Source organism: Trichloromonas sp. (genome assembly GCF_034006665.1).
Lineage (GTDB): Bacteria > Desulfobacterota > Desulfuromonadia > Desulfuromonadales > Trichloromonadaceae > Trichloromonas.
This window is the reverse complement of record NZ_JAVESI010000029.1, coordinates 17,833-30,228: the sequence shown is the minus strand read 5'-3', so window position 1 is coordinate 30,228 and position 12,396 is coordinate 17,833. Positions and strand designations below refer to the sequence as shown.

Here is a 12,396-nt window from a genome sequence, read left to right as displayed (position 1 = left end):
ACTCTATCATAAAGAATTAATACGAATAAACTCTTTTCCGAAAATAACAGTCCTCGATAAATTACCGCACTCAGAACACCCTACCTTTTTCAAAACCTTTATTTGATTGATATTGTTTTTTCTTACAAAAGATAGAATAGACTTATATCCTTTTTCTAAAGCAAATAATTCGGCATACTTTCTAAAATTACTGCTAAAACCAATATTCCTAAATTGCTCTAAAACAAATGCCCGGCAACTACAAATCTCATCGCTCTGATACAAAATCTGTTGTTTTTTTAAAAAAAATATATCTTTTTCTGTGAGCCAAAAAAAAGAACAGGGATTATTGGGCGACTCTTTGAGATAGCCAAGGATCAGAAAATCACCGGAGTCAACACGATTCAAGAGATGCGCATGATCGTCTTCATTATAGTGAGACTTGAAATTTTCAATAAAACCAGAAATGTCTTCAGCTTTGGCCTCTTTAAAAAGGAATCTATCCTCAACTGAGGGGAGGTTATTTATATCAATATCTTTTTTGAAGATTATGTATTTTTCGTAAATAAATATTTTTCTAATTATTCTTTTAGTTTTCTTTTTGATTCTGCTTGTAATTAAAGAATATTTCCTTTTTATCCTTCTCGCATAACTCACAATTACAGGCATAGGATCATCGAATGAAAATATCGCCCCAGTTACTGGCGGCCTGATTGACCACAACCAATCTGACCAAGTCAATTCTCCATTGTTTATGTGTATTTTTGCTGACTCAGAATCAGCGGACCATCTAATCCATCGTCTTGAAATCTTTTTTTGTTCGAATGCAGGAAAAGGCAAATCCATAGCGTCAAGATAATTCATGAACGCAATCGGCAAAGCATTCCCCTCGGCAAAAGCATTGTTCCAATCAAGTCGGCCCACAGTCGGCTCAATGAGATAGAACTGCCCATCGCGAGGGTCACGTTTCATCTCCATCGAACAAGGCCCGACATAATCGATTTTCTTAAAGAACCGAGTCGTAATCTCCTCGACCTCGGGGCTGTTTACAACTTCACAAGAAGAAGTGCTTCCGCAAGAGGGGGGATATTGCCTGATCTTTCGGCCACACAATGAGGCAGCCAAGGTAGTGTCTTTTTTATAATATTGAAAACAGAAATACAGGTCTGAATCGCTTCCGGGAATGTACTCTTGAACGATGGCCTCAGCCTGGTATTCGGAAAATTTTCCATAGCACTCAAGCATCTCATCCCTGCCCTGCGCGACAAACGCCTTACCCGAGACATTGGCGATGTAGCTATCATTTCTGTACTCAGGCTTGACGATAACGGGGTATTTCACATCGTCGGGCAAGCGCGTCATTTCGTCGAAATTTTTGATCGAAAAAGATCTAGGGACAGCCAAACCGAACTCTTCGGCCATTTGGAAAAATGTAGTTTTACACAAGGCTTTTTTAACGGTTTCAGCGGCAGGCACGACAAGGTGATAATATCTCTTCACCTCTTCAAGCCTGTCGGCTAAGGCAAGAACAGTTGCATCACGCACCGGAAACAAAACCGGCTTTTCGTCAAAACCCCGACCCCAACTCAACAGTTCATCGACAAGAGCGCTTTCACTCCCACAGAAAAACTTTTTTGTTGAAATATAGCGACTGAATAAGTTCGCCGAGGTTTCCGTGTCTGCAACAACAACCACCTCGACACCACGACGGCCAAGCGAACGGACGATTCCCAAACCGTTGCCGCTGATGCCAAGAACAATCGCTTTATTTTTAAAATTCGACATAGGGCTCTCTTAAAATTTAGCAGACTCTACTCGTTTAAATTTTTTACTGATTTTTTTTCTGTAATCATCTGGTAGCAAAATGAAATAAAACAAAGGCGCCCACAACAACAAAAGAATGAACAGATGAGTGAAAAACAAAAGCCATGTCTCTGGATACCAAATTTTTATAGAAAATGAACAAATCAACGAAAACAGAATTCCGGCAACGATACCAGGAATAACTGAAGATGAAATATATCTGCTTAAAGGGATATTGCCGTTTTTGGCAAGATGACACGGAACCAATATCGTTGGAACAAGAAGCCGGCCAGCAAGCGTTCCCAAGGCCACACCGGCCAAACCCAAGTCGAGAGCTACAACGAAAAATATTGAGAAAAACAAGTTCACTAAAGCTTCAGTGAAGGTAATCGCAGCGTTAAACCTAACATAGCCAAGTGCAGCAAGGTAACCTTTACATGGATTTGTAAACAATACGGGGATATTTGCGATGGCAAGAATTGTCATAACCATAGCAGAGGATCGAACTGAGCTAACATCAAAATTATCTTGTAACATCCATAAATTGATAAATGGCTCGGAATAAAAAGCATAGCCAAGGTATACAAGAAGTCCAGCACTTAATGAAACTCTTATTTGACGATAAAAAAGATGTTTAGCTTCCCCCTCGAACCCCCTCGCAATACTCTTCTGTATAGATGGGAAAAACGTATTATTTATTATTTTAAGGAAAGTGTATGTATACAAAATTAACATTCCACCAACACTATACTCACGCACAGATGATACGCCTATAGCTAAACCAACTATAACCAGATCGCTTTGACCTATAATTTTTACCGATGAATTTGAAATTGCAGCGGGGATACCATAGCCAAATAACTCTTGAAGTCTTTCCTTCGTGTACAAAAAAGGGAAGCTCTTCAACCCTTTATGAACCCTGCCAGCACAAATCCGGTTGCCGATAACCGCGCAGATATTTCCCGCGAGAATAGCGACAACCAACCCCCACAGCCCCCACCCCATTTCCAGAACATAGATCGTCGCTATCGTGCGAACCAGCAGCACTGCCATATCGACCCCACGAGCAATATCGAATCGATCATGGGCCGCAAGGACACTTGAATTAATGGCAGCAATGGCGGACAACCAGACATTTACCACCATCAACGGCAAAAGAACGCGGACTGTACCGTAATGTTCAGGGCCAACGTCTTTAAACAGCACCGGGAAAAACCATCCAAGTGCGATTCCTACCAATAGAATCAACCCACCAACCAGACTAAAAAACCCGAATCCGGCGCGAATGGTCTCGTCCACCCCGACAGGATCATCCTTCCCCAGATACAACGCCACATGCCGCCCGACACTGGCCCGCACCCCCAGATCGAAGATGCCCATGTAGCCGGTAAGAACACTGAGTAGACTCCAGATGCCGTAAGAGACGGCGTCAAGCTTGCCGACGATGTAAGGCGAGAGAAAAAACATCACCAGCAAAGTGCTGGCATGTCCCCCCCAGTTAAACGCCAGATTACGAAGATGCTTACGGGCACTGCTCATAAATCGTCAAAAACCTCATTCAGCCACGGACACACACAGACAACAGCGGACAAAAGCTAAATCTTGAAAATCTTTTCTCTTGGTCCACGGAAGGCACGGACAAAAACCAACCATCGACTCATGGAAGATAGCGTTCGATATCCAGAGCACCATGAAAAACACCCAAGATCACAAAATCCCGCCCGGCCGCCCATAGATACGCAATGCGGTAATGGCCATAAAGGAGGATTCTGATTTCACCCTCGGGTTCCATCCGATAGCAATGACCGACCTCCGGAAAATCGGCTAGATTTTTTGCCTTCTGGACAATATCGGCAATCACCTTGCGGGCTGCCGGCGGGTTGTCTTCGGCGATATAATCGTGGATATCCCGCAGCCAACGTTCGGCTTCGGCCGTCCAGACTACTTTTGCCATGTACGACTCCGCCGCTCCAAATCATCGCTGGACAAAACCCGCCCTTCACGAAAATCCGCCAAACCCCGATCGACCATACGCTCAAAAGCCAATTCCCGAAAAATTTCCTCATAAGAGGCATCATCGGGCTGCGACTGGATGACTTCTTTCATGCGCTCTTTTACCGTAGGCATAAAATGACCTCCACCTCTAAAAAAGTCTGAAAACCTTCTCTGGGTCCACGGAAAGCACGGACAAACCTAGAAAATCTTTTGACGGGATAAGGGCGGATAAAATCGGATGTTAAAATCCAAACCTCAAAAGATTTATCCTGCTTTTATCCGCAGTTATCCGACTTTATCCTGTCCAAAGAAAGGCTCTGATGCTGCATTTGTCCGCCTTTTTCTGTGTGGTTCTGTGGCCAATTGTTTTTCAGCCACGGACGCACACGGACAACACCGGACAAAAGCTAAAAAACAAACTCTTCTTCAGCCCACGAAAGGAACGGAAAATACGGATAAAATCGGATATTAAACCAAAAACAAAAAGACGTATCAGGTTCTATCCGCACCTATCCGACGAAAACCTCCCAATGCCCACCCTTGGCCGGGCCAATACGCTTGAGGTAGCCCTGTTCTTTCAAAAGACCTATCTGCTTTTCAACGGCTGTCGTACTCAAGCCAAGTTCCTGTGCAAGCTTTACTATGGTGATTTCCGGGCTTTGTTGAATCCTTGAAAGAATGGCATATCTGGTTTCACCCAACTTTTCACCCAACTTTTCACCCAACTTTTCACCCAACTCAGGGGTCTCCCGGGAGGAGGTCTGTTCCGTTCCCCCATAAGGGAAGAGCATCCGCAGAAAGTTTTCCGAAAAGCTGAACACCTCAGGCGGATAGGCCTTGAGAATGCGAGGTAGCCCCGAGCCGAGGTATTCGACCAACTCCAAGTCTTTAAACACGCGCATGATTTCCTTGTTACGCGGCACCGAAAAGCCCTGAAAAAACTCGGCCTGATTGAGCCCTTGAGGCAAGCCGCCCGCCGAGGTAATTTCGAGCCGGTTGGCGAATAGCTCGAATTTGGGCGGCACCTCATTGGAATAGTCGTTGTGGACAATGGCGTTGACCACCGCCTCGCGCAGGGCGATGGGGTTGATGAGGGGTTGGTCGATGCGCTCGCGAGGGGTGATGCGGGTGAGGGTCCGATTCTCCACCGCCAATCGGTCAAGCACCTGCTTGGTGGCCTTCACTAGGGAGCAGAAACCGTATTCATTGTTTTCTATCAAATCGACCCGGTCGGTCCCGCGATATTTGGCGACCTTGACGGAAAGGCCGTTGCGGTCGGCGAGCAGATAGGCGGCGTAGTTGAATTCGCCGGACTCCGTCAGCAGTTCGAGATTGGCGGTGAACTGCTCGTTGAGGTCATATCCCGCCTCGTTGTAATAAATCTTGAGCTGTTCAAAGGTCAGATCCTGCCGGGGTGCGCGAATCTTGCCGATGGAATTGCGGGTGCGCCGGGCAAAGAGGCTTTCGATCATGGCGATAGGCATGGGCTCGACGGCGCTGCCGACCCGCAGGAAGCACCCTTTCTCGGTCATCCCCCGCTTTTTCAGGTAATAGGGCTTTTCCGGGCCGCTGGCGAGGGTGACCTTGATGATCTCCAGGCCTTGCCGCCGCTTCAGCAGCACATCGAAGAGCCCGAGTGTGGAGGGCTGGATGTTGTTTTTCAGCCGATCCTTGATTTCCAGTTGCAGCCGATCCGCATGAGCCAACCCGAGAGCCTGGCCGTGATCGTCAACACCGACATAAATCACGCCGCCATCCCGATAATTGAGAAAGGCCACGGCCTCCCGTTCGAGGGTGTCGGTCAGTTCGCGTTTGTATTCGATCCGGTTCGATTCACTCATGCCAAGCGTTCTCTTTTTCTGTTTCCGCGCCTTCCGTAAACAAGCTGATCAAACATTTGCCCGATATTTGTTCATAACCTCGGCGTAAGATACGGACTCGACTCGGCCCTGGACAAAGGCATCCCAGCGCGCAGAGGCCTCGCGCACCCAAACCGCCTCGATTTCGGCATCGGGCTTTATGGTGTCGCGTAGAACGCGGTCAACGACCTTGACCCTTTCGACACCGGACAATTTTTCGATTTCCTGAATGATTTCATCGATTGTCGGCACCGGCTGTCTCCTTTCGAAAAACGGTAAACTGTTTGACGGGATAAGAGCGGATAAAGTCTAATGTTAAATCCAAACATCAAAAGACTTATCCTGCTTTTATAAGCAGTTATCCGCCTTTATCCTGTCCAAAAGAAAGCCTTTGAATCTGCATTTGTCCGCCTTTTTCTGTGTGGTTCTGTGGCCAATTGTTTTTCAGCCACGGACGCACACGGACAACACCAGACAAAAGCTAAAGTCTTTTTTAGTACACGGAAGGGGCAGAAAATACGGATAAGGGCGGATAAAATCTGATGTTAAAATCCAAACCTCAAAAGAGATTTATCCTGCTTTTATAAGCAGTTATCCGCTTTTATCCTGTCCAAACCCCGCCTTTAATCTTTCGCGACTTCTTCCGTGGATAAAAGAGAGCTACCCCACGGCAGCACGTTGCACGGCATCAGGCAAATCGATCGGCACGAAAAAATCTTCGGGGTACAAATAGTCTTCCCCCGACTCATCGACAACCCTGACTTGACGGTGCTTGCGGGCCTCCGGATCTGAAAGAATTTGATAAATTTTCATCTTCTCAAGGGAAACCTGATAGTCGTCATTCTTGATACAGACCGCGAAATGATGTTCCTTCATTTTTGTATTAATCATGACCGTTCTCCAGGTATCGTTTTATTTTGAATTCGACCGGGCCAATGCCGCTTGCTTCGTACCAGTGGAGTTCCGCCGTTTTAATTATCCCATCCGGTAATTTTACTTCCGCAATTCCCTTGCGTTTTCGCCAACGCCCCGGCCCATAAATCTTCCGTAAACGGGGAAGCTCGCGAATCTTGGAGCCTATCGCGAAGGTTTCGACATTGCGAAGAGCGCCAATGATTTCAAAAAACATAAGCGGACCCCTTCAGGCACGTCTCTTTCTTTAATTCCGTGCCTTCTGTGTTTTCCGTGGACAGTGCTCTTTGCCCTTATCGCAGCAAAAGGCCGACACCTTCCGCGGGGGAAAGAACGCTGCCGGAGGTCGGGGGTTGTTCCAGTAATAATCGATCCCCGGTAATCAATACGGCGGCGGGTTCCAAAGCGAGCAGCTGCCAGAGGTGTTCATCGCCGGGATCGGGGGCGTGTTCGGTCGCCTCCGGCAAACGCTCACGCCAGAGGGCGTTGGCGGTGATTTCCGTCAGCAGTTGATCGATCTGCTCTTCGTCCAGCCCGTGCAGGCGCAGCAACTTGGGACGGAGCAGCACCTGCCGATACTCTTGCAGCAAGTGGGGCGAAAACAGATAAATCAGCCGCCCGTCGAGCATCGCATCGACGATTTGTACGGTGGAACTATTCGGTTCCCCCGATATCAGCCCGGCGACCAGGACATTGGTGTCGACGACAACGAGGCGCGGGGTTTTCATGAGCGGGCTGCACGGGTTTCGGCCACGGCCGCCTCAATGGCCTCTTCCTCGCTCAACCGGGCCTGGCGTCGGGCCTTGGCGACCAGCTCACGGGCCCCTTCCGTTGGCTTGATCCCCCGTAACAGCAAGCCTTCTTCGATAATCTTTCCGATCGGGCGCCCTTGCCGCGCCGAAGCTTCCTTCAGTGCCTGATGGAGGGAATCATCCAAGGTGATCGTCAATCGTCCCATGTGCAGCCTCCGCATAAAATGATGTCATTACACAATATCACCAAAACACCAAACCATCAATGTCGCCCAAAAGAAAACCCGAAAATCTTTTCAGCCCACGGAAGAGGCGGAAAATACGGATAAAGTCGGACAATAAAATCCAAATCCAAAAAGATTTATCCTGCTTTTATTCGCAGTTATCCGCCTTTATCCTGTCCAAAATACAGCCTAATCCTTTTTTTATGTCTTCCGTGGACAGATATCATTCCCCCAGCAACAGCACCCGCTGTTCTTCGATGATTCGCCTAAAAGAGGGACCGACTGTCGCCCAATCCACCAGGTCGACCTTGAAAGCCAGATCCGCTTCATCGAAAGCCGCCGTCAGATCGGCCATCTCTTCGAAAGAAAGTGGTTGCCTGCCCTCAATGGCCAGATCGAGATCGGAGTAGGGTCGGCTCCCGCCGCGCACCCGCGAACCGAAGGCCCAGACCTTGGCCTTTGGCGCATACCGTCGCAGAACCCGGTACACCTCGACCAGTTCGGCTTCGCTCAGCTGCACTTCCCCGGCGGCAGTTTTCATCGCGCCTGGTTCGTCCGAGCCAGCAGTTGTTCGAGAAGATACCGCCCTTCGTCCAGAAATTCGGGGGCGATGGCGTAAACGGCCTTGGCCTTATCCTGATCGTAGGTATGGCTGCTGTCGGTGCGGGCCTGCCGGTAGGCCTTCCAGCGGACCCAGTCGGAGCGGAGCAGGCCCTGTTCGCTGCCGGTGCGGATCAGTTCGGCGAAGGTCATTGATTCCACGGTATCGGGGCTTGCCGCGCTCTCTTTCAGAAAACGCCGAAGCATTTTGTGACTCAATTCGTAACTGAATTCGAAGCACTGAATGACCGAATTGCGCAACTGTTCGAACAAGCCCGAATCTTCCCGGGCCATGGGACTGTTGGCATAACGCAGGCTCGTTTCAAGCTGGGAAAGAGCACTCTGCAAGGGCGTAAAATCGAGGAACATGGGATCAAACCTCTTCTTCGTATCTCGTGGCCCAAAAGCCTCTAAAGTCTTTTTTTAGTACACGGAAGAGGCGGAAAATACGGATAAAATCAAAATCCATAAAATCTTGCTTTATCGGATTTCCATCCGTTTTTTCCGCATTTTCCGTGGGCAAACAAGTCTTTATGACCTTTTTTGCCGGGATAAGAGCGGATAAAGGCTGATGTTAAAATCATAAGACCAAAGATTTATCCTGCTTTTATCCGCAGTTATCCTGTCAAAAACCAAGCCTTGGTTTTGCATTTATCCGCTTTTTTCTGTGTGAGTCTGTGGCCAATTGCTGTCCACGGAAAACCTATAACCCCCGGGCGACGCGGGCGCGGGTGTAGATGTCGCGGTAGACGGCGGTGGTCTTTTCCCAGGTGTGGTGACGGCTGACCCACTCCCGTCCCTGCCGTTGCATCGCCTCGCGCAGTTCGCCGTCCTTGAGCAGGCGCTTGAGTTCACCGACCAGGGCCCCTTCGTCGCCGGCCTTGAAGAGCAGCCCGGTTTCGCCATGGCGGATCAGTTCCTTGTGGCCGCCAACGTCGGAGGCGACCAGGGCCTTGCCCATGGCCATGGATTCAAGCGGTTTCAGGGGCGTGACCAACTCGGTGAGGCGCATGGGGTAACGGGGGTAGGCGAGGACATCGATCATGGCGTAGACCCCGGGCACGCGTTCGTGGGGGATGCGGCCGGGCAGGATGACGCGCTTGCCGAGCTCCAACCCGGCGACGAGCTGCGCCAATTCCCCTTCCATCTCGCCGCCGCCGACGAGCAGCAGCACGGCATCCTTATCTTCCTTGGCGATGCGGGCGAAGGCCTTGACCAGCAGATCAAGCCCTTCGTAGCGGTAGAAAGAGCCAATAAAGCCGATGACCTTCTTCCCGGCCAGGTTCCACTGGCGCAGATACTCGGCATCGGGGGGCGCCGGCTGAAAATCCTCGACGTCGACGCCGTTGAAAACCGGGGTGATCTTTTGAGCGGGGATGTTGCGCCGCACCAGATCCTGCTTCAAGCCGTCGCAGAGAATCGCCACCTGGTCGGCGCGGGTGCAGACCATGGTTTCGATAAGTTGGGTCAGTTTGTACTTCCACGAGCCTTCCGCGTAGGTGCCGTGATCGACGGCGGCGTCCTCCCAGAAGGCGCGGATTTCGTAGACGACCGGCAACCCCAGCTTGCGCCCGACCCAGAGGGCGGGGATAGCGTTCAAGACCGGCGAATGGGCATGGATGATGGCGGGCTGCTCAGTCTTGGCGACTTCGAGAATCCGCCGGGAGAGCACATGCATCAGCCACAACTCGCCGACGAAAGGGACGGAAAAGCTGGGCACGGCGCCGCTGCGGTAGTAGGTGAAACCGTTGATCTCCTCCCGCCGGGGCGCTTGACCCTTGAGATCGGCCTCGTGCTTGGGCGAGGTGACGATGACCGGCTCATAGCCCATAGCCCGCTGGGCGCGGAACAGGCTCTGGCTGCGGAAGGTATAGCCGCTGTGCAGCGGCAGGCTGTGATCGAGAACGTGGAGAATTTTCATAAAAATCCTTTTGAAAACATTTTTGCCACGGACCCGCATAGACAGAATCAGGTTTTGTCCGGCATTTGTCCGTGTGCGTCTGTGGCTAAATCAGGATTCGATAATTTCGTCCAACCGTTGCAGATGGGCGGCCCAGGAGTGGGCCCGTTCGACATAGGCGCGGGCGTTGCGGCCGAGAATCCGTTGCCGTTCGGGATCGCCCAGCAGTTTTATAACCGCCTCGGCCATGGCCGCCGCGCCGTCGGCGACAATGAGATCCTCACCGACATGGGCCTTGATCCCGGTCGCTGCGCCGCTGGTGGCCACCACCGGCTTGGCCATGGCCATCCCTTCGAGCACCTTGTTCTGGATGCCCCGAGCGATCATCAGCGGCACCACGCAGAGGGTGGCGTCGGCCAGATGGACGCGCATATCGGGGACGGTGCCGGTGACTTCCACACCGGGAAGCTTCTTCAGTTCGAGCACGACCTCGGTCGGATTGCGCCCGGCAATGCAAAAGACGGCGTCGGGAAAAATCTTCTTCACCGTGGGAAAAACCTCACGGGCAAACCACACCGCGCCTTCGACGTTGGGCCAGTAATCCATGGCCCCGGAAAAGATCAGTCGCGCTGCGGGAAGCGGCGCCGACGAGGCAACCTTTTCCGGAGAGAAGTAGTCGAGATCGACGCCGTTGGCGAGGGCTTCGACCTTGACCATCGAGCCGTAGCGGGCGAGCACCGCTTTTTCTTCCTCGCTGGTCAGAAAAGTCCGGTCGAATTCCGCAACGATGCGCTGTTCAAAGGGAAGGAGCAAGCGCGCCTCGCGCCGGTAGAGCCAGGCCATGAGTCCGCGCCGGGTGGCGGCATATTCCCGCCATTTCTCCGAATCGACATCGACCAGATCGGCAAGCAGCACGGCCTGCCGCAGCGCCGGCCAATGGCGGGAGCGAAAAACGTAATCGGCGGCGGACGAACAAAAGCAAAGCACCGCTTGCACCGGATGACCGTCGAGGAAAGCGTCGATATCCCGTTGCAGGGGACGCGAATAAAAACAGGGCAAGGTGCAAGGGCGCCCGGTCAGCAGGGCTTCGAGCGCCCGAACCTTCATCGCCAGCGGCGGCCGCACTTGGTAGAAAACCTGATGGACCATCTCGTTGAGGGCGGGGACGTGACGTTCGTCGGCGGGATCGTCGATCATGCAGGCGACCGTGACCCGGTAACGTTCCGCCAGATGCCGCAGCATATGGTAGGAGCGGATCTTATCCCCCTTATCAGGCGGATAGGGGATGCGATGGGCGATAAAGAGCAGATCCGGCTTTGGCGTCATAGGGAAATGTACTTTCTGATCCGGGGACCGAGCGCGTTGGCCCCGGCCGGGGGCAATCGGCGCCAGAGAGCGGCGGCCAACTCGCGTTTGCGGGAAGGACCGGCGGCAATCGCCGGTACCGAAGCGGGCTCGCGCCGGTCCGGTTCGTACCAGTAAAGAGGCTGGGGCCTTGCTCCCCACTGTTCCTTGAAGCGGTAGGTTCCTTCGCCAGGAGTCGAACGACCGAAATCGAAGCGTTTGTAGCCGTTCTCGGCGGCATGGGCCAGGAAGGTCCAGTAGAGCAGCATGTTGGGATTGAGGCGGTTGAAGCGGCGCAACGACGATGCCCAGGGAATGGAGACCGTCGTCGGATGAAGCAGGATGACCCCCGCCGCCGCCGGTTCTCCCGCCGGGGTCGCCACCACCGCGAGACGCGCCCGCTCTCCGTAATGGGCCACAATCGCCTTGATCCAGCTCCGGCTGTGCACAGGTGAACCGAGATCACGCATGTTTTCGGCAAAAATCCGGTAGAAATCCGCCACCAGCTCATCCCCGCCGAGCCGGGCCGTCAAGCCGTCCCGTTGCGGTTTGTTCACCTGACTGCGCAGCTTCGCCTTCAAGGACGCCAGCAAAGCATCGGAACCGGTGGGCAAATCCAGCACCATACGCACCTTGTCAGTCAGGTTGATTCCGGCGTCGGCCAAGGAAGCAATGGAGCGGATTCGGCAGGATACGCCACGTTCCCGGCCCAGAACCCGGGCTTGGGCCAGAAGAGCGCCGGCCACAGTCCCATCATCGGCAAGAATGCCGCCGGCATCACAATAGGGCAGGGAAATCAGGGCAGCGCCCCGCAGCGGCACCCGAAAATCGACGAGCGGCAACACCCCCCGCACCTGCCCACCTTCTTCGGCCAGCAGATAGACTGCGGCAAACCCGTAGGCGCTGGCCACCGCCTCCCGCCAGGCCCAGAGCTGATAGGCCGTCCCCTCGGGATGGGCGAGAACGTAGCCGTCCCAAGCTTGCTTGTCGGCGGCGGTGGCGAGTCGGATGTGCATTGGCACTGACTT

General features: G+C 52.5%; 16 protein-coding genes. 1 reads left to right on the top strand and 15 read right to left on the bottom strand.

Features of this window, described 5'->3' with window-relative positions; translation table 11 throughout:
* Nucleotides 1–6 precede the first annotated feature (6 nt).
* From RBR25_RS11615 to RBR25_RS11600, 4 genes are all read right to left on the bottom strand, one after another.
* Nucleotides 7–1,764 carry a hypothetical protein gene (locus RBR25_RS11615; RefSeq protein WP_432819717.1) on the bottom strand — a complete coding sequence of 586 codons (1,758 nt, stop codon included), beginning with the start codon at nucleotides 1,762–1,764 and terminating at the stop codon, nucleotides 7–9.
* Nucleotides 1,765–1,773: 9 nt separating this feature from the next.
* On the bottom strand, nucleotides 1,774–3,321 hold the full coding sequence (locus RBR25_RS11610; RefSeq protein ID WP_432819716.1) for an oligosaccharide flippase family protein: 1,548 nt from the start codon (nucleotides 3,319–3,321) through the stop codon (nucleotides 1,774–1,776).
* 118 nt (nucleotides 3,322–3,439) lie between these two features.
* Nucleotides 3,440–3,736, bottom strand: coding sequence for a type II toxin-antitoxin system RelE/ParE family toxin (locus tag RBR25_RS11605; RefSeq protein ID WP_432819715.1), 297 nt, complete (start codon nucleotides 3,734–3,736; stop codon nucleotides 3,440–3,442).
* Nucleotides 3,724–3,909 carry a hypothetical protein gene (locus RBR25_RS11600; RefSeq protein WP_432819714.1) on the bottom strand — a complete coding sequence of 62 codons (186 nt, stop codon included), beginning with the start codon at nucleotides 3,907–3,909 and terminating at the stop codon, nucleotides 3,724–3,726. The genes RBR25_RS11605 and RBR25_RS11600 overlap by 13 nt, the downstream gene beginning before the upstream one ends.
* Nucleotides 3,910–4,015: 106 nt before the next feature.
* Here RBR25_RS11600 and RBR25_RS11595 point away from each other — a divergent pair, with 106 nt between their 5' ends.
* Complete coding sequence (locus RBR25_RS11595) at nucleotides 4,016–4,249, top strand: hypothetical protein (RefSeq protein ID WP_432819713.1); 234 nt, start codon at nucleotides 4,016–4,018, stop codon at nucleotides 4,247–4,249.
* Between the two features lie 37 nt (nucleotides 4,250–4,286).
* Here RBR25_RS11595 and RBR25_RS11590 read toward each other — a convergent pair whose 3' ends face one another.
* The 11 genes from RBR25_RS11590 to RBR25_RS11540 all read right to left on the bottom strand — a co-directional run bounded on the left by RBR25_RS11590 (nucleotide 4,287) and on the right by RBR25_RS11540 (nucleotide 12,384).
* Nucleotides 4,287–5,618, bottom strand: coding sequence for an RNA-binding domain-containing protein (locus tag RBR25_RS11590; RefSeq protein WP_432819712.1), 1,332 nt, complete (start codon nucleotides 5,616–5,618; stop codon nucleotides 4,287–4,289).
* Nucleotides 5,619–5,666: 48 nt separating this feature from the next.
* The gene (locus RBR25_RS11585; protein ID WP_432819711.1) at nucleotides 5,667–5,888 is read right to left on the bottom strand and encodes an addiction module protein; all 222 of its coding nucleotides are present in this window, start codon (nucleotides 5,886–5,888) and stop codon (nucleotides 5,667–5,669) included.
* Between the two features lie 408 nt (nucleotides 5,889–6,296).
* The gene (locus RBR25_RS11580; RefSeq protein ID WP_432819710.1) at nucleotides 6,297–6,527 is read right to left on the bottom strand and encodes a hypothetical protein; all 231 of its coding nucleotides are present in this window, start codon (nucleotides 6,525–6,527) and stop codon (nucleotides 6,297–6,299) included.
* Complete coding sequence (locus RBR25_RS11575; protein WP_432819709.1) at nucleotides 6,520–6,765, bottom strand: hypothetical protein; 246 nt, start codon at nucleotides 6,763–6,765, stop codon at nucleotides 6,520–6,522. The genes RBR25_RS11580 and RBR25_RS11575 overlap by 8 nt, the downstream gene beginning before the upstream one ends.
* A 76-nt stretch (nucleotides 6,766–6,841) precedes the next feature.
* Nucleotides 6,842–7,276, bottom strand: coding sequence for a putative toxin-antitoxin system toxin component, PIN family (locus tag RBR25_RS11570; RefSeq protein ID WP_432819708.1), 435 nt, complete (start codon nucleotides 7,274–7,276; stop codon nucleotides 6,842–6,844).
* The gene (locus tag RBR25_RS11565; RefSeq protein ID WP_432819707.1) at nucleotides 7,273–7,506 is read right to left on the bottom strand and encodes a CopG family transcriptional regulator; all 234 of its coding nucleotides are present in this window, start codon (nucleotides 7,504–7,506) and stop codon (nucleotides 7,273–7,275) included. The genes RBR25_RS11570 and RBR25_RS11565 overlap by 4 nt, the downstream gene beginning before the upstream one ends.
* A 241-nt stretch (nucleotides 7,507–7,747) precedes the next feature.
* The gene (locus RBR25_RS11560; protein WP_432819706.1) at nucleotides 7,748–8,065 is read right to left on the bottom strand and encodes a nucleotidyltransferase family protein; all 318 of its coding nucleotides are present in this window, start codon (nucleotides 8,063–8,065) and stop codon (nucleotides 7,748–7,750) included.
* Complete coding sequence (locus tag RBR25_RS11555) at nucleotides 8,062–8,493, bottom strand: HI0074 family nucleotidyltransferase substrate-binding subunit (protein ID WP_432819705.1); 432 nt, start codon at nucleotides 8,491–8,493, stop codon at nucleotides 8,062–8,064. The genes RBR25_RS11560 and RBR25_RS11555 overlap by 4 nt, the downstream gene beginning before the upstream one ends.
* A 334-nt stretch (nucleotides 8,494–8,827) precedes the next feature.
* Nucleotides 8,828–10,045, bottom strand: coding sequence for a TIGR04063 family PEP-CTERM/XrtA system glycosyltransferase (locus tag RBR25_RS11550; RefSeq protein ID WP_432819704.1), 1,218 nt, complete (start codon nucleotides 10,043–10,045; stop codon nucleotides 8,828–8,830).
* A gap of 90 nt (nucleotides 10,046–10,135) precedes the next feature.
* Entirely contained in the window at nucleotides 10,136–11,350 is a 1,215-nt protein-coding gene (locus RBR25_RS11545; protein ID WP_432819703.1) for a TIGR03087 family PEP-CTERM/XrtA system glycosyltransferase, read from the bottom strand.
* Complete coding sequence (locus RBR25_RS11540) at nucleotides 11,347–12,384, bottom strand: FemAB family XrtA/PEP-CTERM system-associated protein (protein ID WP_432819702.1); 1,038 nt, start codon at nucleotides 12,382–12,384, stop codon at nucleotides 11,347–11,349. The genes RBR25_RS11545 and RBR25_RS11540 overlap by 4 nt, the downstream gene beginning before the upstream one ends.
* Between the last annotated feature and the right edge of the window lie 12 nt (nucleotides 12,385–12,396).

What these genes read in the sequence shown, in the direction of transcription:
- RBR25_RS11575 (WP_432819709.1), bottom strand. Translation starts at nt 6,765, where the DNA reads ATGTTTTTTGAAATCATTGGCGCTCTTCGCAATGTCGAAACCTTCGCG.
- RBR25_RS11545 (WP_432819703.1), bottom strand. Translation starts at nt 11,350, where the DNA reads ATGACGCCAAAGCCGGATCTGCTCTTTATCGCCCATCGCATCCCCTAT.
- RBR25_RS11550 (WP_432819704.1), bottom strand. Translation starts at nt 10,045, where the DNA reads ATGAAAATTCTCCACGTTCTCGATCACAGCCTGCCGCTGCACAGCGGC.
- RBR25_RS11610 (WP_432819716.1), bottom strand. Translation starts at nt 3,321, where the DNA reads ATGAGCAGTGCCCGTAAGCATCTTCGTAATCTGGCGTTTAACTGGGGG.
- RBR25_RS11590 (WP_432819712.1), bottom strand. Translation starts at nt 5,618, where the DNA reads ATGAGTGAATCGAACCGGATCGAATACAAACGCGAACTGACCGACACC.
- RBR25_RS11560 (WP_432819706.1), bottom strand. Translation starts at nt 8,065, where the DNA reads ATGAAAACTGCCGCCGGGGAAGTGCAGCTGAGCGAAGCCGAACTGGTC.
- RBR25_RS11605 (WP_432819715.1), bottom strand. Translation starts at nt 3,736, where the DNA reads ATGGCAAAAGTAGTCTGGACGGCCGAAGCCGAACGTTGGCTGCGGGAT.
- RBR25_RS11555 (WP_432819705.1), bottom strand. Translation starts at nt 8,493, where the DNA reads ATGTTCCTCGATTTTACGCCCTTGCAGAGTGCTCTTTCCCAGCTTGAA.
- RBR25_RS11600 (WP_432819714.1), bottom strand. Translation starts at nt 3,909, where the DNA reads ATGCCTACGGTAAAAGAGCGCATGAAAGAAGTCATCCAGTCGCAGCCC.
- RBR25_RS11580 (WP_432819710.1), bottom strand. Translation starts at nt 6,527, where the DNA reads ATGATTAATACAAAAATGAAGGAACATCATTTCGCGGTCTGTATCAAG.
- RBR25_RS11595 (WP_432819713.1), top strand. Translation starts at nt 4,016, where the DNA reads ATGTTAAAATCCAAACCTCAAAAGATTTATCCTGCTTTTATCCGCAGT.
- RBR25_RS11570 (WP_432819708.1), bottom strand. Translation starts at nt 7,276, where the DNA reads ATGAAAACCCCGCGCCTCGTTGTCGTCGACACCAATGTCCTGGTCGCC.
- RBR25_RS11565 (WP_432819707.1), bottom strand. Translation starts at nt 7,506, where the DNA reads ATGGGACGATTGACGATCACCTTGGATGATTCCCTCCATCAGGCACTG.
- RBR25_RS11540 (WP_432819702.1), bottom strand. Translation starts at nt 12,384, where the DNA reads ATGCACATCCGACTCGCCACCGCCGCCGACAAGCAAGCTTGGGACGGC.
- RBR25_RS11615 (WP_432819717.1), bottom strand. Translation starts at nt 1,764, where the DNA reads ATGTCGAATTTTAAAAATAAAGCGATTGTTCTTGGCATCAGCGGCAAC.